Annotated in this window: 18 protein-coding genes; 7 read left to right on the forward strand and 11 right to left on the reverse strand. The window is 41.3% G+C overall.

The window, feature by feature from the left end; all coding sequences use genetic code 11:
- Positions 1–66: 66 nt before the first annotated feature.
- The 5 genes from N477_RS05235 to N477_RS05255 form a co-directional block, all read right to left on the reverse strand.
- Entirely contained in the window at positions 67–3366 is a 3300-nt protein-coding gene (locus N477_RS05235; RefSeq protein WP_063360489.1) for a two-component regulator propeller domain-containing protein, read from the reverse strand.
- Between the two features lie 195 nt (positions 3367–3561).
- A complete protein-coding gene (locus N477_RS05240) occupies positions 3562–3756 on the reverse strand; it encodes a hypothetical protein (protein WP_063360488.1) in 195 nt (64 codons plus the stop codon).
- A gap of 255 nt (positions 3757–4011) precedes the next feature.
- The gene (locus tag N477_RS25900; protein WP_155731804.1) at positions 4012–4185 is read right to left on the reverse strand and encodes a hypothetical protein; all 174 of its coding nucleotides are present in this window, start codon (positions 4183–4185) and stop codon (positions 4012–4014) included.
- A gap of 142 nt (positions 4186–4327) precedes the next feature.
- Entirely contained in the window at positions 4328–4885 is a 558-nt protein-coding gene (locus tag N477_RS26260; RefSeq protein WP_196760584.1) for a GGDEF domain-containing protein, read from the reverse strand.
- An 804-nt stretch (positions 4886–5689) separates the two neighbouring features.
- Positions 5690–5923 carry a hypothetical protein gene (locus N477_RS05255; RefSeq protein ID WP_063360486.1) on the reverse strand — a complete coding sequence of 78 codons (234 nt, stop codon included), beginning with the start codon at positions 5921–5923 and terminating at the stop codon, positions 5690–5692.
- A 1312-nt stretch (positions 5924–7235) separates the two neighbouring features.
- On the opposite strand from N477_RS05255, the gene N477_RS05260 reads away from it, so the two are divergent.
- Positions 7236–7760 carry a hypothetical protein gene (locus N477_RS05260; RefSeq protein WP_063360485.1) on the forward strand — a complete coding sequence of 175 codons (525 nt, stop codon included), beginning with the start codon at positions 7236–7238 and terminating at the stop codon, positions 7758–7760.
- A 331-nt stretch (positions 7761–8091) separates the two neighbouring features.
- Entirely contained in the window at positions 8092–9663 is a 1572-nt protein-coding gene (locus N477_RS05265) for a hypothetical protein (protein WP_155731805.1), read from the forward strand.
- Between the two features lie 63 nt (positions 9664–9726).
- Here the strand turns inward: N477_RS05265 and N477_RS05270 are convergent, their stop codons facing one another.
- Both N477_RS05270 and N477_RS05275 read right to left on the reverse strand, forming a co-directional pair.
- Positions 9727–10362, reverse strand: a complete 636-nt coding sequence (locus N477_RS05270; protein ID WP_063360483.1) for a hypothetical protein — start codon at positions 10360–10362, stop codon at positions 9727–9729.
- Between the two features lie 102 nt (positions 10363–10464).
- Positions 10465–10890, reverse strand: coding sequence for a GNAT family N-acetyltransferase (locus N477_RS05275; protein WP_063360482.1), 426 nt, complete (start codon positions 10888–10890; stop codon positions 10465–10467).
- A 288-nt stretch (positions 10891–11178) separates the two neighbouring features.
- Between N477_RS05275 and N477_RS05280 the strand changes: the two genes are divergently transcribed.
- Positions 11179–13119 carry a RecQ family ATP-dependent DNA helicase gene (locus tag N477_RS05280; RefSeq protein ID WP_063360481.1) on the forward strand — a complete coding sequence of 647 codons (1941 nt, stop codon included), beginning with the start codon at positions 11179–11181 and terminating at the stop codon, positions 13117–13119.
- A gap of 69 nt (positions 13120–13188) precedes the next feature.
- Here the strand turns inward: N477_RS05280 and N477_RS05285 are convergent, their stop codons facing one another.
- The 3 genes from N477_RS05285 to N477_RS05295 all read right to left on the reverse strand — a co-directional run bounded on the left by N477_RS05285 (position 13189) and on the right by N477_RS05295 (position 17363).
- Positions 13189–15204 (reverse strand): TonB-dependent receptor domain-containing protein, encoded by a 2016-nt coding sequence (locus tag N477_RS05285; protein ID WP_063360480.1) that lies wholly within the window; start codon positions 15202–15204, stop codon positions 13189–13191.
- 139 nt (positions 15205–15343) lie between these two features.
- Entirely contained in the window at positions 15344–16681 is a 1338-nt protein-coding gene (locus N477_RS05290) for a HAMP domain-containing histidine kinase (RefSeq protein WP_063360479.1), read from the reverse strand.
- Positions 16668–17363, reverse strand: coding sequence for a response regulator transcription factor (locus N477_RS05295; protein ID WP_063360478.1), 696 nt, complete (start codon positions 17361–17363; stop codon positions 16668–16670). The genes N477_RS05290 and N477_RS05295 overlap by 14 nt, the downstream gene beginning before the upstream one ends.
- A 241-nt stretch (positions 17364–17604) precedes the next feature.
- On the opposite strand from N477_RS05295, the gene N477_RS05300 reads away from it, so the two are divergent.
- The 4 genes from N477_RS05300 (at position 17605) to N477_RS05315 (ending at position 21297) form a co-directional block, all read left to right on the forward strand.
- Entirely contained in the window at positions 17605–18711 is a 1107-nt protein-coding gene (locus N477_RS05300; RefSeq protein ID WP_063360477.1) for an SGNH/GDSL hydrolase family protein, read from the forward strand.
- Positions 18712–18870: 159 nt separating this feature from the next.
- Entirely contained in the window at positions 18871–19368 is a 498-nt protein-coding gene (locus tag N477_RS05305; RefSeq protein ID WP_063360476.1) for an SRPBCC family protein, read from the forward strand.
- 20 nt (positions 19369–19388) lie between these two features.
- Complete coding sequence (locus N477_RS05310) at positions 19389–20243, forward strand: AraC family transcriptional regulator (protein ID WP_063360475.1); 855 nt, start codon at positions 19389–19391, stop codon at positions 20241–20243.
- Positions 20244–20364: 121 nt separating this feature from the next.
- Positions 20365–21297, forward strand: coding sequence for an SDR family NAD(P)-dependent oxidoreductase (locus tag N477_RS05315; protein WP_063360474.1), 933 nt, complete (start codon positions 20365–20367; stop codon positions 21295–21297).
- A 19-nt stretch (positions 21298–21316) separates the two neighbouring features.
- On the opposite strand, the gene N477_RS25905 is transcribed toward N477_RS05315, so the two are convergent.
- Positions 21317–21457: a hypothetical protein gene (locus N477_RS25905; protein ID WP_155731806.1), complete on the reverse strand. Its 141-nt coding sequence runs from the start codon at positions 21455–21457 to the stop codon at positions 21317–21319.
- Positions 21458–21539: the final 82 nt, after the last annotated feature.

Below are 21539 nucleotides of genomic sequence, written 5' to 3' on the forward strand. Positions count from 1 at the left end.
GATCCAATTGTTTCGGTCGTTGAAACTTCTTCTTGGTTTTGGGAGCTCATACTTGTGGAAGTATGGTTACACTTCCAAAATAGGTAAGGTTATCTTGATCCTAACGCCACCTATTTCACTATGACTGGCGTTGATAATACCGCCATGGCGCGTGATTAAGTCTTGGCATATAGCAAGACCGAGTCCTGTGCCGCCTTTGTATAATGTCTTATTTTGTTCGCTTTGATACATACGCTTAAAAATATCTTTAAGCTCGGAATCAGAAACGCCGGGTGCACTGTCTCTGATTGAAATGTTTAATTGACCTGATTTTAAGTAGGCTCGTAGCTGAATAGTTGCCGGTGCAGCACTGTATCTTAAGCTGTTTGATAAGATATTGGAGAGTACTTGTGTCAGCCTATCTAAATCGGCGTGCATGAATAATTGGTCAGATAACCTAATATCATACTGAAATTGAGAATCTGGACGTTGATTTACCCGATCTTTTGCATCATTGCACCATGAAACTAACCAAGGCTTTACTGGGTGATAAGCTCTATTTAGTGGGCGCTCCTCTAGCTCAGTCATTGCTAATTGATCAATATCTGCGACGAGTTTATTGATGTCTCCTATGCGTCTATGCAGCAGTTCATAGGTTTTTTCAGTGTCTTCTAACAGGTTATATTCTAGCCCTTCGATGGACATTTTTAACACGCTTAATGGGGTGCGGATCTCATGGGAAACTTCAGCTAAGAGCTGTTTTTTTCGTGCCAGCAGTGCTTCAGAAAACTCGGCTCTGTCTTTTACTCTTTGCTGAGTAGCTAAAATGTTAAACCGCCACTTCATTACTTGGTACATGCAAAGCAGGGCTGTAATTAACATGATTGAATAGGCTGGCCATGTTTGCCACCAGGGCGCGAGCAATGTGAACGAGTAGCTAACAGGTTGGCCATGCTGACTTCGCGTTGTGGCTCTCACTTGAAATTCATAATTTCCGGGAGAAAGATGGTTGTATGTAATTTCGCTTAAACTTGTCGGTTCACTCCATATTTCACTACTGCCGCGCAAGCGAGTCTGATACATAACTCGCTCAGGGGATGTCCAGTCATTGTGACTAAACTTAAAGGTGATTTGCAAAGTGTCTGAAGAAAACGCTAAGTTGCTCGCTTGTGTTTGACTTATTGACGGGTAGGAGTGGTTGCCATCTATGTCTAATGATGCCACTTCGAGTAATGTACTTTTTAAATTTGGGGTTATGTCTAATTTATTTGGGTCAAAGTATGTAAGCCCGCTACCAGAGCCCCAATAGAATGTATTCTTACGCAGTGCTGCTGTATTCAAGGTTGCATCGACGGCAATGTAGCCATTGTCATACACAAAAGCATCCAACTCTAATGGGGCATCAGATTTAAAAAGTTTGGTGGTTTTAAGCCGATTATTGCCCCGCTCTGTACCAATCCAAAGTGCGTCTTGATGGTACTTTAAACCCAGTACAATATTGCTACTGAGGCCTTCTTGCTTGCTGATATGATGCCCAAGCCAACGGCTATTATCTTCTTTGAGCGCAAGTACACCAGATCTTGTACCTAGATAGATAATTTGGTTGTCATCTTCTTCGATACTGTATGCCCAGTTGCTGGGAGAACCGCCTGATTCTGTGAATTTATATACCATACCATTTTCTAAAAAATAGCTGCCACCGCCATTGGTTACAAACCAAACACGCTGAATACTATCAACAAACACATCTATTACATATTCAGTTTGAGTAAGTTTTAGAAATTGCAACTTCCCGTCACAGCTACGGTACAGACCGTTTTGTGTTGCTATATACATACAGCCATCAGAAGCAGAAATTATTTGATGCACAATATCCGCAGTTAAGCCTTGGTCATGCCAAATATGGGTACTGCTATCAAGGGTTAAGACAATTATGCCTTGGCGGCTGCCCAGCCAAACACGGTCTTGGTCATCTTTTGCAATACTATGGATGTAGCGATTGAACAGAGTGGCGACAGGCGTTAACCACTCATCATGTTCGAGTATTTGTACCCCAGTGCCATATTGGCCGAGCCATAACTGATCATTGATATTTGCCAAAGCACTGACTCGCTCATTGAGTAAGCCGTTGCGTTTTGAGAGCAACTTGAATCCCGCCTCGCGGAGTCTATTGATGCCACCACCATAGGTAGATACCCAAATATGACCCTGAGCATCTTTCGTTATACCGCGTATATGTTTATCGCTAAGGCCATTTTTTTTATTATAGTTATAGGCTTGATTGTTCCTTAGTTTGAATATCCCCCAGCTATCGTCACCTATCCACAATGTCTCACGCTCACTGTCGAACATAAGCGCTGTGACGTTTGGCGTGTGTACTCCAGACAAGACCGCAACATTGCGTGTTGATTTATCAATTCGGCAAACCTGGCCGCTATTAAGCGCAAAGTGAACGTGCTGCTTTGTACTTGTTACTGTATTGGCACTACCTTGGCACTGATTATCAAATTGATATTGCGATAATTCACCTTGTTCGAATTTAAGCACTCCTGAGCTTGATGCAACCCAGAGTGAGTCGCCATCAGCACTCAAATCAAAGAACTGATTAGTTTTGAAATCATTGCTTAGTGTTTTTAGCATGTGATTGTCATATTGATATAAGGCGGTTTGCGTTGAGAAAAAGATGGTTTCATCGATAACTTCAACGTTATTCACTTTATCTAGAAACGGCTTTTTATCAATTTCAAGTACTTGAAAATGATGTCCATCAAAAATGTTCAGGCCTTTGTCTGTCGCAAGTACAAATTTATTGGAGCTGGTTTTAGCGATATCCCACACTCGGTTATTGTTTAGGCCGTGACTATCGTTAAAGCATCTAAAGTGATCACCAATATATTGGCATAGCCCTTCTCCATTGGTGGCGAGCCATAAGGCGCCAGTTTCATCTTGAACAGTTTTATAAATGGCACCCGTGGGCAGACCTTGGCGGGTAGAAAAGTGCCTGATATCTGACAATGTGCTTAGCTCAAATTGTGTGGGTTTTACTTGAGTCCAAAGTGGGAGGGTGCGTTTATTATTAACCGGCGAAAAAGCAGCTCCCATAATCTTCGATGTTAATATCTCAATGGGTTGAGCTGTATAGTTTTCGGCATTTTCCCAACTTATTTGTATACTTTTGTCTAAATCTTTTTGAGTCGATTTTTTTAATACGGGCTTTCCTTGTGGTAAGACTATATTCGCGATGTCTTGCCACTTTACTGGTTGGGATTGTTCTACAGTTAGCTCGTTTATCGCGTTATGTGGAGAGGCATTATGCGTAGCTGCAGAAAAAGCAGTTATAGTACACAACAGGCAAGCGATGAATCGGTACAATAATATACTTCCCAAAGAGAGTTCATAATATGACCATATTATAGCTATGGCCTTGAGCTTAGAGCAGCATAATTAGCTACATTGCAATCCTTTGAAAGTAGGATGATATTATCACATTAAGCCGATAAGGGAATTGGAAAGTATTAAAGTTGAAGAATTTAAGAATGAGGTTAAACACGCAATCGTTTGAAAGCGCGTTTAAAACAGGTCTTAGCACCAATACGTATTACAAAGTAAAGTTTCACATTCAGGATGCTGTGATGGACAGGTTGTGGTGCCACACATCACTAACTCTGTGTAACAGCGCCTGCTATTGTATGCGCCTGCAACGTACTGAGTTTGTTTTGCTGCCAGTGTTTTTTGGTCTTTGTTTAATAACTTAATTTGTTTCTTTTTAAGTTTCATATTTTCTCCTTAAAATACTATTTACAATAAGTTCGATTTAGTGTGAACACAGCTACATGGACTTTTAACTTAATGAAAAAAATCCATCGGCTAAAATTTTTAAATAGTTTAAATCGGGCCTCATAAAAAATGCAGGAAAATGCATTTTATATATCAAGCGCTTCAATAAAATACCATCATGTAGCGATCATTAAAATGTGCACAGATGGTATTTTATGGGGTGGCTGCTTGAAAATCAGCAGTCAAATCACCTTATTATCTAGTTACACAGCCGCGTCTGCCAGTCCAGCAGATAACTGGGTTTGTAGGACGACAAACTGGGTAAATTGACGGCTCAGCACCTCCACCAACTTGTGGTGTTGCGTTGTGATTTAATTCATTGCTTTTATTTAGGTTTTTTAGATTTTTCTTTATTAGTTTCACTTTCATTATTATTTTCCTTATTTAAACATAATTGCCAATTTATGTTATTAACTTGATTTAAAAAAGTAAATGAAAAGTTTTATTAAAAGGTGGCTGAGCCTAAAAATTTAGTTTAAATATAAAATAAAAGCATGAATTTCATATGGTTTCATATTGGATTATTTTGCTCTTTTCTTTGCGCTTTATTTTGATATAGGGCTTGATCTGCTAGTTCAAGCAATTGCTCAATCGCGGTGTCGGCTGTAACTTCGCATACGCCAAAGCTCATACCGAGTGCAACACTGTCTACAGAGAGTTTAGATGGAACTAAATTTTGGATGCGGGCAATAAAAGTTTCGGCAGTGTATGCGTTCATACCGGGTATGAGTAACATGAACTCATCTCCTCCTAGCCTAAATAGCTTGTCATTCTTGCGGGTATATTGTTGAACCAATTTCACGAAGTTGACTAACATTTCATCCCCGATCCCATGGCCTAATTTGTCATTCAAGGTCTTAAAGTTATCTAAATCTATCATGATGATAGAGCAGGTTTGGCCATATCTTGTTACTCGTTCTGATTCAAGCTCAATATTTTCTATGAGCGTTCGTCGATTGAGTGCGCCGGTTAATGGATCTTTCGTTGCAACATTTTCAGCAGCTTGAATGGCTTCATTATACGTCCTCACGATAACTGCTGTTAATAACATGACAAGACCGGAAGACATTGCCGACCTTAGTGCTATCTCTATATGTAAGTTCATAAAGGTTAAATATGTAATAACAGCCCAGCAGCTACTGTTTGTAAAACAGGCCATTTTAAATGGAAAGACCATAAATACGCCAACGAGAAAAGCAGGCAACCAAATTACGGCAATAATGGGAGATTGAAAGGAAAAATATATCAGCGTACTTCCCAAGACTGCACTCAAAACAATGCACTTTAATACACTAAGGCGTCCTTGGAATAAACGCACTGCTGTAAACAGGAGCGCAGCAATTACAATCACCACAGCAACAGCTAAGCCATAACTATTACTGATAGCGTAACGTACCGGGTAATAAAGTAAAAACGCAGCCGTCACAATAAGTAAATAAGCAGCGTATGTTGGATATCGATTGATCAGAATTGGTTGTGCTTTAGTCAGTGCCCCAAAGCGCTCTTTTAACTTAAGAATAGGAATACCTTCAAAAAATAAAATATCTACAAGTATAAGTGTAAATCACAATTTTAAATCATCAATAGTGTCCCTTTTTTGAACGCGGACATGCCGTTATTTACACGTGTTGACTCTGTCGTTTGTGTCGTACTGGATGACAATATGGGAAATCCAATAAGGGTGAGCTGGCTTTATAATCTTGCTGTTTGGAAGGTCTCATTGTTTAGCAGGGGAGCTTTTTTTAATTTATCTTACCTTTATGTGAGTCAAATGCACGTATGATTAAAATATGAAATCGAGCGCTTTTTCGAAGCATTGGTACAAGAGGGCATCCCCATGAATGTTAAGCCCTCAATACTTTTTATACTGCAATTAGTTGATATGTCTCTGACTGATAAGCTTATAGTAGCCAATAGTGACTGCTAAATTTGCAGGACAAGTTACATGACCTGAAAGTTGTGTGTAGCGATACTCTCCCGCCCAAGGTGCACCCGCAACTTTTTTATATGTACATTGAGTATACTGTGCTGCTGCTTGTGCATCAAAGCTAGGAGCGGCCATGAATGACATAAGAAGTGCTGCACTTACAGTTGCTAACTTTTTCATTTGTAATTCCTTTTGATTGTTTAATAAATGCCTGTTTAAATTTGCCACCAAATGACACCGCTGTCAATTTGTGCGTTTGTTTTTTGAAGCCAATATATTAAGCATGGTGGCGCCAGCAGTCTGGTGATATTTATAAAAGTTACGAGTTCATAAAAGCCATGGTACTTAAGGAAGCTTGTCGTTATCTCTTACTCAGTGCCAATAAATTTATTTGTTCACATTAAGAACCGGTTGCTGACTCACATATTAGAGAGAATCTCAACATCGTACTATATCAGTACGAATGCCAGTCAGCAGCATTCATACAAGTTGATAAATAAGCAGAGTTAAATCATTGAAAAAATGGACTGATGAGCGAAGCTTTAGTTACCTGCCAGTGAATCTTGTATGAGTATTCTTATGTATTCAGCCTACTCACTATCGCGATGTTATTGTGCCTTAGTTCTTTCTGGAACAAGTTTTATACAGGAAATTTAAACTTTTAAAGTGATATCAAAACTGAATGCGGAAAGAATGCGTAGACAGTTTATTACCAATAAGCTTTAAATTGAGGCCAGAAAGAGGTGGTTTGCGCAATAAATTGTTCTATTCTTATTTTTATTATAGTTTTTTGCTATTAAAGCCTAGATATCTAGAGTGATTTGCTTTATTTAATTAAATGGGTTTATCGCTTGTTGTGAAACATTATGTTAATAAATGTGAGTTAATGCAATGGGTTATATTTATGATCTACAGTTTATTGATGTTTCTATAGAACCAATCCATTATCTACAATATTGCAGATTTTAAACTTGATCGATTCTAATGTCACCCATAATTTATAAATTTGCATTTTTATTTTGTTAGTATTTTGAAATTTATGCTTTTATTTTTATTTTTATTGCCATATTAATCCTGATGCTTGTATTGGGATGAACTTTTGTTTTTCGCTTTTTATCTATGTAAAAATAAAGTCGCTTAAGAAATGTTCACATTATGAATTGGATAATTAATTTTATAAAAATTGTTTCTTGTAGCATTTTGGCGGTGTGAAACTTGCTGGAAAGTCATGGAAGAGTGTCATGGAAGTCGGATACGTTACAGTGGGTAAATATTAAAAGTACATCTCACATGAGTCCTTTATTAAAAGCTTTTTATGAGAAGCGTGGGATTTGGATGTTCTAATTAGATGAAGGTCCTTACATGCCCCTTTGAAGCTTGCTTTCACGATTGATTAGATCTACATCGCCAGTGGAATACTTTAACAGTGCATCATGTGCGTCGTGGCCTTAGATGCGGACCCTTTACATTAATTTTTTAATGAGTAACTAATATGAAACTAACAACATTGCTTGTTGCAGCCAGTCTGGCTTTTTCATCTTTATCAGTAAAAGCAGCAACAGATACATCTGCTTATCGCTTTCAAGCTTATTTTGATAATGTATTAAACAGTCGCTGTGCAGCTAAACCAAGCGAATCAAATGCAATCAGCAGAATAGATTGGGCTTTAAGGCAAAGAGTTATTACAAATGACGCTGCAAATTGGGGGAAACAGTTTAAGTACTATCCTATTGTTGATTTCTTTGATAGTTCCATTGCTGTGATTTGTAGCTATCAGGTTGCCCCCAGTTCAACAATGACATTGGAGCGCTTCAAAAGATTAGCTGATAGCTTCAATATGCATACACGTTGTGTTGTTAGCCCAGATATAAACGAGATATATGCACGTATTGATTCAATTGTGAATGATGGTTATATCACAAATGATGCTGGTTTATGGGCGAGATACAACGGATACCTGCCTATTGTTGATTTATTTGCAGATAGAGTTATTGGCGCCTGTCCATTTCGACGTTAGATAAATATGGATATGTTCGAATTCAAATAAAAGATAACCGAGCTGTACTTATACTTTCCAAAGTATAACTCGGTTTAGCCTACGTTTTTAATTAGGATGGTTTAGGGGGTAAATTTAAATTTATAAAATACGATTTTATATTAGATTAACCTAATTGTTTTTGATAGTTGTATTCTCTGGCTGATTTTGAAAATAAATTCAATTGATTTGTATTAATTTGTAACCTGAGAAGTTCTCTTTTTATAGTGGTGATATAGTCATTTACGACATTTCAACGTGTTGTATTTATAACATCAAGCAACATAGAAATATGACATATAAGGAGAGCACAGTGTTTAATATAAGAAGTTTATTCTTTGTTGGAGCGGTATCCATCATTGTTTCTGGGTGCGGTGGTGGCAGTGATACAACACCTGATCCGAGATCGACAGAACCCACGCCGACAAGACCCGCCCCAACTCCGCCAAGTGATTTAGAGCCGTTGGAGTTGTTGGAATTAATTGAAACGCAAAGCAAGCAATATGTGCTCGATTCAGTTCGTTGGATTGAAGAGCAACAAATTGATTGTACTGAGCAAGCTCAAGCGCACGAAATGTGTGATGTGCAGCGTGTTAGTTTTAGCGATGGTCAATTTGAACAATCACGTACTAAACAGACTCAAACTATTCTTGTCTTAGATTATGGGATGGATTTCCACTCTGTGTTGAGATACCGCTCAAGAGTTAAATCCACCTATAAATATAACCCACAGTCAAACTCCTTTGTAATAGACGATCCATATATTCACACTTCAAAGCTTGGCGTTAAGTTGTTAGGAGAGGTTAACCGTTTTAGTATTACAGATGAGCGATTTACACAGCCACAGCCTACCTTTGTGCCTGCGGCTTGGTTAACTGAATTATCAAACAAGTACCGAGCTGTTGTACCGCAAGATAGATATGACAGAGAAACAAATCAAGCTATATACTCCCATGGAGTGCAGGTATTTGGTTACTTGGCACAGCACAATCCTCAAGCAGAATTTGTAGTTATAGACACGTCCACTTTCACGCCTTTTTTAAATTATAAAGACGCGCTTTGTAACAACGACCTTGCTACTTTTTCTGCCAATATGAGGACTGCTGCTAGTTCACTAACCGCTGAAGTTATTGAACAGTATGGGGTCGAGTTTATTAACTATTCGGGCGGATTTACTTTAGAATCTGTTGAACAAGCCCTGCTTCAACATGGTTGCCAAGATGCACTAAATGCAGAGCAGCGAAATCAATTCTACATGGCAATTAAGCCTGTGTATGATGCGCTATTTGACGCGCCTAATACCTTAGCCTTTCATGCAGGTAATGAGTTTGCTGCGCAAAGCGGTGACGCTTTAGATTTAATTGATTACCCCAATCGTATTCGAGTTTCATATTATTCTACAAAAGACAAAGACACAGATTTAGCCCCTTACGGTCAATCTGGTTGGGAAAAAGTTTTTGTTGATCATCAAGCGTATTTTAATGGCAGTAGTAGTATTGATTTGTTCATTAACCTTGGGTACTCCCCATTGGTTGGTGGGGCCGAACAAGTGACCAATAGCACGCCAAAAATGTCACCAAATACAATAGGAATGAGCTATGTCGTAGATTGGAATCACTACTCCTCGTCATGGACGACGCCAGTAGCGACGTCATACGCGATACATGAGCAAGAGAAAATAGCCGCATCCTCAGGTGATGATTTACTTGATCCACAGCGGCTAAAATCTAAATTACTTGCATACGATTGTCTGAGTGCAACTGAACATGTGGATCATGAAGGGCTGCTCGCATTCATAGCTAGCTCAAATGGTCTTTGTAAAATACAAGACCCGCTGCGCCATAAAGCGGATGAGCTAAATCGTATGGGCTATCTTAGTCGATAGTCACTTTTTGCAAACAGAGCGCAAGTGAATTGCAGTGTGGTTGTGCTCTGTTTGTAAGGGCGACTACAATGACTCCGCGGATTTGACCACTTTTTGCGGCGCTTCTCGCCAAGAAAATCGGCCATCGTAAGATTGGCAAACTAATGTTGTATTTTCAGCATCGGCTAAATATATCTGGTTCGTTTTTGAGGCAGGGTAGCTAAAATAGTCACTGCATTTTGCACTTTGCCCGGGGCCCACTACGACCTGCGTACCGACTTTAACTTTACAACTGACGAGCATATCTAAAGGGGAGTAACTCGGGCAGATCACATTGTCTCGTCGATATTGAGAGATAGAGCCTCGGGGTTTGTCGAAGGTCCACCACTTTCCAAGTTTAGAACCAGTGTATTCACTATTCCATGCACGCCATATGGTGATCTCTTGGGTAGTGACGAACACTTGCCCTTTGCATAAGCCACCTTGTTGCTGCGGCATAACCACACCTGACGGAAGCTTTTCAGCTGGTAGGGGCACAAGCCCTGTATGCTGCTCTACCTTGCCAATACAGTCACTATTCACCGTTTCAAGTGCGTTTGACTCGCCCGTTACACTGGTCGTATTACAGCCAAAAAGCAGTAAAAAGCTGGAAGGTATCGCAAGTTTTCTTAATTTACTTGTGGTTGATTGGTATCGAGGTTGTTGATTTGGCAAAGACATTTCATTGGCTCCCTGTGCTTTTCATACCGTCAGTTTAATGTGCATTGATAAAAATGTATCTTTCATTGCATTACACGAACATTTATTAGGTCAAACAAGGTATTAACGCTTGCTAAATACACTCTGCTGTTTTGCTTGGGTAAAGCCAAGTCTGTTATAAAATTCATGTGTTTCAACACGCTTGTTGTTACACCTAACTCTAAGCTCCACATTAAGTTGTTGAGCATATTGATAAGCTTGCTCAACAAGCAATTTACCCACCCCTTGTTTCCTGATTTTTGGGTCAACGACTAAACCGCCTATTTCATAAAACATATTAGAGGCTAGTCGGTGCGCTTTAAACCCGTGAAGCCAGCCAGCAATGTGTCCATTTACCTCACATACCCAGACATCATCATTGGTTGATTCAAGTAAATATTCCAGCCGCTGCTGAGCTTCGTCAGAGGTCGTATTTGAGTAGCCTAAAAAGCGTGAGAGTTCATTAATCTCATTAGCGTCAGTGATGGTCGCTTGGCGCACATGTGCCATTAAATACTCCTTATAAAAACATGGACTTCGATAATACGTGTTTGGATGTTTTGCGCACAAAAGAATAAGCGATTGGGGCAGTGTTGTTCAAATAGAAAGCGACAAATAGCACTCATTGCCTGCACGTAGTGCAAAATAAATGAAACTCGTCATATGTGAAGCAAACGTGCCCAAATAGCTGGTATCATACAATACATAATTTTCATGGGCGTGAATTAGCATTTGCTCTGCTGTTTGGTTAAATAAGATGGCCAAGGCTTATGCTCACACATCACAACGAGACACTTTATGCATCAAGCAGATATACACCAGACGCTAGAACAGTATTTTGGATTTAGTGCTTTTAGGGCAGGGCAAGCACAAACAATTGAGCAATTAATTGGTGGCCAGTCTAGCTTGGCCATATTTCCAACGGGCTCGGGAAAATCCTTGTGTTATCAGCTAACAGCATTACATTTGCCCAATCTCACGTTAGTGGTTTCTCCACTGCTTGCTTTGATGCAAGACCAAATCGAGTTTTTAAACAACAAGGGGATCCCAGCTGCAAGTTTAGACTCGACGCAAACCTATGAGCAATCACAAAGTGTGATGCAAGGTGTGAGAGATGGCCACATCAAAATTTTGATGGTGTCTGTTGAGCGTTTTAAAAATGAGCGCTTTCGTGGCTTTATCAAGCAAGTGCCCATTTCTATGCTGGTGGTCGATGAGGCGCACTGTATTTCAGAGTGGGGTCATAACTTTAGACCCGATTATTTGAAGTTACCGCAAATTCGCAATGAGCTAAATATTCCTTTGGTCCTGCTATTAACGGCAACCGCAACAAAAAAAGTAAAGCGAGATATGGCACATCGATTCTCCATTGATGAGCAGCATATTGTGCAAACCGGGTTTTATCGCGCCAATTTAGATTTGAGTATTCAGGCCTGCACCGAGAGTGAGAAGCTACCGACGATTTTATCGTTTTTAAGCCAGACACAGGACAGCGGTATTATTTATGTTACGTTGCAGCAAACGGCAGAAGAAGTCGCAAAACAGCTACAAGCAGCAGGGCAAGACGCAGTTGCCTACCATGCAGGGTTAAAAGATGACGCAAGGCAGCAGATCCAACAGCAATTTATGCACAATGAAAAGCGTATCATCGTGGCCACTATCGCGTTTGGTATGGGGATTGATAAATCAGATATTCGCTTTGTTATTCATTATGATTTACCTAAGTCTATTGAAAACTACAGCCAAGAAATTGGTCGTGCAGGGCGAGATGGACAGCCCTCAACCTGCATCACACTGGCAAATTTAGACGGGGTTTCAACCCTTGAGAACTTTGTGTATGCAGACACGCCTGAGCTTGGCAATATTGAATCACTACTTGATGAAATTCGCACGTCAATGTCGCAAGGGCTTTGGGAAATGCAAGAGCTGAGCGTATCTAAGGCGACAAACATTCGCCTGCTGGCGCTAAAAACGGCGCTCGTTCAACTGGAGTTGTTTGGTGTACTCGAAGCCAAATACGCATTCTATGCTGATTTTCGTTTTAAATGGTTGCACACAGAAAACAAAGTGCTGAACTCCTTCGATGCAAATCGCCAAGCGTTTATTCAGCAGATTGTGTCAAATACTGACTTTAAAAAAGTGTGGGGGACGGTTGATATGGCCGCTTTGGTCAATCAAGGGCTTGAGCGAGGCCGGGTGGTGGCAGCACTGGATTATTTGCATGAGCAGGGCATGATCTTGCTTGAATCTAAGCGCATGATGCAAGTCTACCAAGTAGATGAGACTGCTTTGAATGCACCTGAGCTCGCTAACAAGTTAAGTGATTATTTTTCTGATAAGGAGCTTGGGGAAGTAAAGCGCATTGCAGCCATGCTGCGCTTTTTTGAGTTGCAAAACTGCCTGTCTAATAACCTAGCCAGATACTTTGACGATCAGCAAGTGCCGCAAAGCTGCGGGCATTGTAGTGTTTGTCGAGGAAGCTCTGCGCAACTGCAATTTAGTCAAGAGCCGCTTTTCCCAGATGATCAGCAATTAAGAGATGACATTAATGGGTTAAAAAACTATCTCAACCAAGCTGGCATTGCAGCGACAGCTGCAGTACTGGTGCGCTTCTTAACAGGCATGACAACGCCGATGTCGACAGCCAATAAGTTTAGGCAGAGGTCTGGTTTTGGTAGTTGTAGCACTTTGAGATATAAGCAGGTCGAGAGTAAGCTTTCTCAACTTGGACTGGTTTAATCTGTTTAGAATCGCCTAGCAAGAAAAAAGAGGCCTTGTGGCCTCTTTGTTCAGCTGACTAGAATTTTATTATAGTTGCCATGTGATGGTGGCACGAATATCACGGCCAGGCTCTGCAACACCTGTGTCAATTGGGCCGATGGCTGCGTAAGTTGCGTGGTCGTAGTAAAACTTATCAAAGACGTTCTTAATGGCGATATCAAGCTTTACGTTTTCGTCATTCGTGATGTACCAAGTCGCTTTTAAATCATGTACACCGTACCCTACTTTTTCAGGCAGCTCTGTGTTATCCCAAACATAGGTACCTGAATCATCCAGTCGCTGAACTAAGCGCGCTTGCCAAGCCAGTTCAAGTGAATCTGTCAGTGAGTAATCTGCACCTAACGTCAGTGTATCACCGACAGAGGTACCGATTGACCAATCTTGATCCGAAATAGCGGAGCCAGCCAGTGCCGGATTAACGTGCGTTTTCCACTCTGGGCGGCTGCTGTTGAACGCTAAAGAGACAGACACACGGTCAAAGCTGTAACGCGCATTGATGTTTAAGCCTCTGTTTTCTAAATCACCGACATTGCTTAAGAAGTTTGCAGGTTGGCTTTCGATGTTTTTTGCAGTAGATACAGCGTCATCAATGGTCGACATAAAGACATCAGCTTGGACAACAAGGTTGTCACCCAGATATTTGAAGCCCACTTCGATGTTTTCAGCCACTTCTTTACGTAGGTTTTCATCGTTGTCATAGTAGCCAAGTACAAATAACTCTTTTACTTTTTGACCACGAACAGCCTTAGCATATCCAGTGTTTACTGATAATTCAGGCGTTAGCTCATAAGTTAGGTTCAGGTTAGGACTAAAGCCGCTTGAGTCAAAGTCAAACCCATTATCATCGGTTAGTTCATATTTGTCGTATCTGACACCCGTACTGATCTGGAACTGATCCGTCACTTGGAAGTAATCTTGGATATATAAACCCAGTACTTTGCCTTCTTCTACTCCAGATAGCTCGTAGTTAGAACCGACATCTTCCAAAATTGCCTCATCACTTCTGTAGTCGAAGCCTGCAACAATTTTGTGCGTTTCAAATAGCGCCGTATTTTTTAGATCAAACCCTTGTGAGTCATACTCTGCAAAATAGGTGTTTTGCACAACAACACCGGCTCTATTTTTACCTTCAGGATGAGCATGCGTGATAGAGTTCTTCGTTTGATATGCAGAAAAAGCGATATCAATGAGGTCATCTTGTGGCGCATAAAAGTAGTTTAATGTGTTTGTAGTACGCTCACTTTCTTGCGGTAATGCAAAGTTCTTGCGGCTTGGGTGCCAGTGAGCACGGAGTAAGCGTGTTCCGTCATCGTGACGGACATCATGGCTTAAGCTGAATGATTGTGTGCTTGTTAGGTCACCACTGATTTTCGCAAATCCAACTTCTTGCTCTGATTGTGAGTAAGGGATCTCGTCGCCATTACCGTCTTCCATGTTTTCAGTGTCGCGTTTGATCAGTGACACAAGTGCATCAATATCATCAGTTACACGGCCATATAGTGTCGAGCTTGCTTTAAAGCCTTCGCTATTGCCGTAATAGCCTAATTTGAACAACGCGCCAAACTTTTCATCTGGAGCAAGTAAGTCTGAAGCGCTTTTGGTTTTAAATCTCAATGCGCCACCAAGTGCACCTGACCCCGAAGTTGCATCACCTGCACCAGCGACAACATCAACTTGCTTTAACAGCTCAGGCTCAATAGATAAACGGCCTTGGTGGTGGAATAAGTAGCCTGCTTGTAATGCGCCATCAATACTGACATTAAGCATGGTGTCTTCAAGGCCACGCACGTAAATTTTCTGTGCGACTGGGTTTGATCCACCTACAGACACTTGTGGTAAAGATCTAAAAATGTCAGATAAGTCGTTGGCTTGTAACTGGGTTAGATCAGTTTGGTCAATGATCATATCGGCGTCAGAGACTTTTCCATGAACTTCGATGATTTCAATCTTTTGCTGTTGATTGTCTGCCAAAGTAGCGGGAGACGCGAAAGTTGCTGCAGCGACAGCAAGGGCGATAGATGTGCGAGAAAAACCAAACTGCATTGGTGTGTTCCTTTATCTTAAATGAAAATAGTTATCAATACGCGTGTATTATTCATGGTTCTGTCCCAAAACAAAGCACTTTTACAACTGTTACATTTACAGTGACAATTAGCATGTTATAGGGACTAAAAAACCAGCGTTAAAGCGCTATGACGATACACAGCCCTGAATCTGAATTGTTTTGTGCGTATATCTGACCGTTGAGTCGCTCCATTTGGCGTTTGCAAAGCGCAAGCCCCAAACCGAATGAGTCGCTATCGGGCTGTGTATGTGAATAGCCATGGCTGCGATAGAAGGGTTTGAAAATATCTGTCAGTTCACTGTCTGACACGCCAGGTCCATCATCAATGATTTGAATAGTGTTGTTGTCGAGCGTAACTGAAATGGTGTTCTTTGCAAAGCGACTGGCATTTCTTAATACATTTTCAATGACTTGACCAAGCACTCTGGCATCACTATTGAGTGTTTTGGAGTCGGGCAATTCGAGATTAATCTGTAAATGAGGGGCTTCGAACTTCACCTCTTCAGCAATACAGTCAATTAAGTCGACCAAATCAAAAGGGATATTTTCAGTATCTGTATGTGGGCAGAAGCGTTCATTTTCGAGCCAAGTGAGTGTTAAGGTGTTCTCTGCAAGTTCTCGCATGGTATGGGTGTTTTTGGTCACGCGACTGAGCATATCTTGTTGATCTAAGCCTGATTTATGGCACTCCAGCGCGGTTTCAATACGGGCTATGGGTGTTCGAATTTCATGAGAAAAATCAGCAATAAACTGCCTTTGTGCGCGAATGGTGTTGGCGGTGCAGTTGGCCATTTTGTCAAAGGTAGCTGCAATTTGCTTAAATTCAGCATCGCGACTAGAGATTTTGTCGCCAATACGACTGTCTAAGTCTCCATCGGCAAAAGCGCGGGTACTTTGCTCTAGTTGTTTGAGTGGTTTCATAATGGCGCGATATAACAGCCAGCAAATTCCCGTTAAAACTAAAAATGGCACACAAAATTGCAGTAAAATATAAGCAATTCTCCAATAATTACCCGGGCGCATGTGACTGGGTAACTGGATCAAAAAGTGGGTTTTGTCATCTGCAAACGGGATATCCATTACAGGATTACGAGCAAAGTATAAGTGGATTTTCCATCTTACGTCACGACCAAGGGTAAACTCGTCTAGGTAGTACTGCTGAAGCTGCGTTCCTGCCAGCGGTGTCAGCTCGCGCTGAACAACCGCTGCCCAAGTATCATGGTCTCGCTCTATATTTTTTACATAGGTACTGAGTGCAGCCATATCGCCTGCCAAATACAGTTGCTCAGCTTGCTTGCCCAGTGCGATAAGTTCTTGCTGATGCTCGACTTTAATTTGGCTCATTCTAAATTCAGTGTGGTTGACCAAGTAATCAATCACGGCAAAGAGCAATAAAGATCCTGCAATAACCAACGCACACAGGCGTAAAAAATAAGAAGCTCTAAGATTGAACATGCAAACGATACCCTTTGCCATGCACTGTGGTGATAGATTCTGGGCTGAGCCCAACTGCAACGAGCTTTTTACGCAAGCGGCTCAGGTGCATATCTAAACTGCGGTCATATCGGCTAAACTGACGTTCAAGCACGCTTTGATATAAAAACGCTTTACTGAGTGTCTCTTTATGGTTGTGTGCTAACTGCCATAACAATTTAAATTGAATAGTGGTGATGTCTAGCGGCTCTGTGTTGTACGCAGCAAGCTGTTTTTGTCTGTCTAAATGTAGGTCAGACAACGTAATTTCAAAGGGCGTTTGTGCTTGTGTGTGGCTAGCATGAACACGTCGTAAAATCGCTTCAATACGCAATACTAGCTCATCAAGGTTAAAGGGCTTAGATAAATAATCATCCGCTCCTAGGCTTAAGCCTTTTATACGCTCTTGCTCCGCACCGCAGGCGGATAAAATCAAGACCGGCGTGTGTTTTATTTTTCTTAACTGGGCCAAAATTTCATAGCCTTCCATGCTCGGCAAGCGAATATCTAAGATAATGAGGTCGTAATCTACCGCAAGTGCTTGGCTAAGTCCTTGTTCTCCATCATGAAGACAGTCGACCTGATAGCCTCGGTTATTAAGTAGGGCGCAAACTTGCTGGTTGAGAGTAATGTCGTCTTCTACGACTAAAATACGGTTGTTCACAGATCTGTGTCTTCTAAAATGAGAATGATTGTATTTTAAGATTATTGCACTTGTGCATACAATAGTGACTAGGTCGAATTGTGAACAGATGTTTGCTGTATGAGTTTTTTTCAAATGAAATAGGCTGTATTTGAGGGTGGTACTTAATGCGTGACTAATTTGGCGGGCACTGTGTGCATTGCATGTTGATATGTAGTGTTGAAATACAGTCTCGGATACAAACTAAATTAAGGAATGACACATGTTAAGGTTAATATCTATTAAGTTATCACTGTTGGTGGCTTTTCTCAGTTGTAGCAGCGCGCTGTTGTCCAGCACCGCGTTTGCAAAAAGCTATCAAGCGACGCACCATGCCATTGTTTATGAAGGGCGAGTAAGCAAGCATTATAGTAAAGGTCAGGTTGAGTTTAACTGGCCGGGCACGCAACTCAAAACCAAGTTAGTCGGCAAATCACTGAAGGTGACACTTGCTGGTTATGGCGATCAGTTTGATGTTTTAGTGGACGGTCAGCTACATAAAAAAATTGTGACCAATGCAAATGGCAATTTTGAAGAGCATGTTGTTTTCACACAGCAAGAAGCCAAAATGGTCGAGATTGAAATCGTCAAACGCTGGGAAAACTATGGTAACAATACCAAAATACTCAGCTTTTCAACGGATGGCCGTTTAGAGGGTATTTGGCAGCAGCAACCGCATATTCTATTTGTCGGAGACTCTATCAGTGCAGGCTTTGGCAGTGAATCCACTAAACGCCAGTGTACTTGGCAGGAGATAGTTGATAGCAGCAATGCCAGAGTGGCTTTTCCTTATCTGACCGCATCTATGCTCGAAGCCAGCTTCACGCAAGTGTCTTATTCAGGGCTGGGTTTAATTCGCAATTGGAGCGGTAACGACCCACACCATGATCTACGTACTTATCTAGACAAAGTCTCCGCGGTATTTGGCGATAATAAAGCGTATGAAGATACACATCCTGATTTGGTTGTGATTGAGGTGGGCACGAACGATTTCAGTACAGATCCGCAGCCTCATGAACCATGGGCAACCATTGAAGAAGTCAAAGCGGACTGGATCTCTACCATGGTCGAGTTCGTCAATAAGGTACGTTATCGCTACCCGAATGCTCCCATTATATTTATGCCAAGACCTGCTTATCCCTATGACTTCATCATTCCTGCGACATTAGAGGCAAAAGCCAAGCTTGAAGAGCTGGGGATTGATAAGTTGTACTCGCACACTTTTTCATCGCCATTAGAGGGGTGTATTTGGCATCCGACTGAGGCAGAGCATACTGATATCGCTAATAAACTGTCTGCGTTTATCAATTCGAATGACTTGTTAGACTAAAGACGATTTAATGCAAGTTTACATAAGCCTACCTGTTGCATAGCGGGTAGGTTTTTTGTTTTTGCTATTTAAGTGAGTCTACACAGCAAGAAATATCAAAAAAACACAATCGGTATTTTTTAAAGTACACCTATCAACGCAACACACACAGGTGCACTTATGAAAGTAACTAAAAAAATCATCATTAATAAATCCGCAGAGCAAGTTTGGCATTTGATTGCTCATGAGTTTGATAAAGCCCACTTATGGATGGGACCTATTCCTAACTCTGTGGCCATGGGTCGTGGCAATAGTAAAACAGGCGCACCGATGGAAGGGCGCATATGTGATTTAAACGCCGATCCAAATGGCGCGAAAGTGAAAGAAGTTATCACCGACTTTAATGAGCAAAAAAAGCAATTGGCATTTGATGTGTTGCCCGTAAACAACCCTAAAATTGTGCCAATTAAGCAAAACCATGTATCCATGTCAGTACGTGCACTTGGTCCGAACCAAGCAGAAGTAATTTGGGTTGCTTCCCCTGAGCTTAAATTATTTGCTTATCCATTTTATCCGTTGTTAAGGCTGGTATTTCCGGTGGCGTTTGGCAAACTACTCAAAGGTCTTAAAGCGTATGCTGAGTCACATGTGCTCAAAGCAAATACGGCACAAGCGTAATTATTATAACGAGGTATGAGATGGACCGATTTTTTAAAAGTATTGAGTACATAGAAGCGCATCTATATGACAAGATAAGTGTGCATGAAATAGCGACGTCCGCTCATTATTCAACTTACCATTACAGTAGGGTGTTTAAAGCTTTGGTTGGAGATACACCAAAAGAGTATTTACGCAAAAGGCGTTTAACGCTTGCTGCAAAACGATTACTCACAGACGATGTTGGTATTTTAGACTTGGCCATAGAGTGCCAGTTTGAATCACAAGAGGCATTTACCCGAGCGTTTAAGGCCTTATTTGATATGACGCCAGCGCAGTATCGCAAAATAAATGAGCCGTTTAGGTTGCTATATAAAAAGCCGGTAAGCCAAGATGACCTCGCTTTTTTACAAAACAACTTAAGTATGGAGCCTGAGATAATCGAGCAAGCTGCGATGAAAATTGTTGGCATCGCCACTCAGTATGATGATGGAGACTTAAGCCTACCTAAGTTATGGTCAGGGTTTAGATCTTATCGGGATAAAATCCCTAATCGTGTTGGCAGTGACTTTTTTGGCATTTATGAAAATTATGAAGAGTCGGAAGAGGTAACTCGGTTTGTTTATATTTGCTCTGCACAAGTTGAAAACTTTGACGATGTCCCTGAGGGCTTGATAACCCGTGAGTTAGCTGCACAAACCTACGCGCGCTTCACTCACATAGGACCGATTGCAAAATTGGAAGAAACCTTGCGTTATATTTGGGGCAGTTGGTTGCCAAAAAGTAAGTATGAGTATGCAGATAAGCCCGACTTTGAATTACTGCCAGCAAATTTTAATGATGCAGATCCAAACAATAAGATTTATTTGAATATTCCAATAAAACCCAAAGCCTGATTTATCAGGCTTTTTTTATGCCTGAATTTTAAATACCGCAAAAAATATCAAAAGTGCGTTTCGCGCTTCATTTAATCTAGCCACATTGAGTTTTGACGTTGTTAAATGAAAAGGGGTTATTATGATTAAGCGTGTTTTAATTACAGGTGCAAACGCAGGCTTGGGTAAAGAAGCGGCTTTACAGCTAGCAGCACGCCCAGAGGTCGAAGTGGTTTATTTAGGCTGTCGAAATAAACACAAAGCCGCTGCTGCGCAACAAGAACTGGAGCAAATCACAGGACGGAACATCTTTGAGGTGCTGGAAATAGACGTTAGTGACATCGCTTCTGTTGAGCGTGCTGTACATGATTTACCGCAGAGTGTAGATGCGCTCATCATGAACGCTGGTGGCACAGGTGGGAAGCGATTTTCAGCAATTAATAGCGCTGGCGTGACAGAGATCTTCGCGGTGAATTTACTTGGTCATAGCGTACTAACAGAGAGGCTTTTAAAGTGTGGCAAGCTGACACAAGTCGCTGTTTATGCAGGCTCTGAGGCTGCCAGAGGAGTACCCGAAATGGGCATGCCCAGACCTAACTTAAGCACTTCATCTGTTGAGGAGTTTATGCGTATCTGTGATGGCTCCGCGTTTGCAAAAAACCAAGATGCCACAGCCCATTATGGCCCAATCAAATACATGGGCGCGCTGTGGATGTCAGCAATGGCGAGGCGTCATCCTCATATTAAGTTTGTGACAATGAGCCCAGGTGCGACCAAAGGCACTGAAGGGTTTAACACACTCCCGTTTTTTAAACAGTATGCAATGAAAGGCATGATGCAAGTCATGTTGTGGCTTGGCAAAGTACACCGAGTTGAGACAGGTTCAGCGCGTTACTTAACGGCCTTATTTGATGAGAATTTAGAGTCAGGCCGATTTTACGCCAGCAAAAAAGGACTAACCGGCGCACTTGATGCCCAGCACCATGTGTATCCGGATTTAGATAACCCACAGTTTCAAGACAACGCATTACTGGCGATTGAGCGTTTTGCTATTAAATTAAAACGCCCACAATGAGTGGGCGATGTGTAGATGATTATTTAGTTGGGAAGTATTCGTCAATGCGTTGCTGTCTAGGGCCAGAGCCTTTGAATTTTAATATACCTGCACAGATATGTGTAAGTAGCTTTTTATCCTTAATTAGCTGTTTTTGTTGCTTTATTTTTGCGTTTTGCATAGTCAGTCCTTCATGCTTTTTTTAAGGCGCAAAAGCTGCGCCTTTGTATTGGATTATTCGGTAAACTTAATGTGAAGTCATT

The sequence above is a fragment of the Pseudoalteromonas luteoviolacea H33-S genome (genome assembly GCF_001625695.1).
Lineage (GTDB): Bacteria > Pseudomonadota > Gammaproteobacteria > Enterobacterales > Alteromonadaceae > Pseudoalteromonas > Pseudoalteromonas luteoviolacea_B.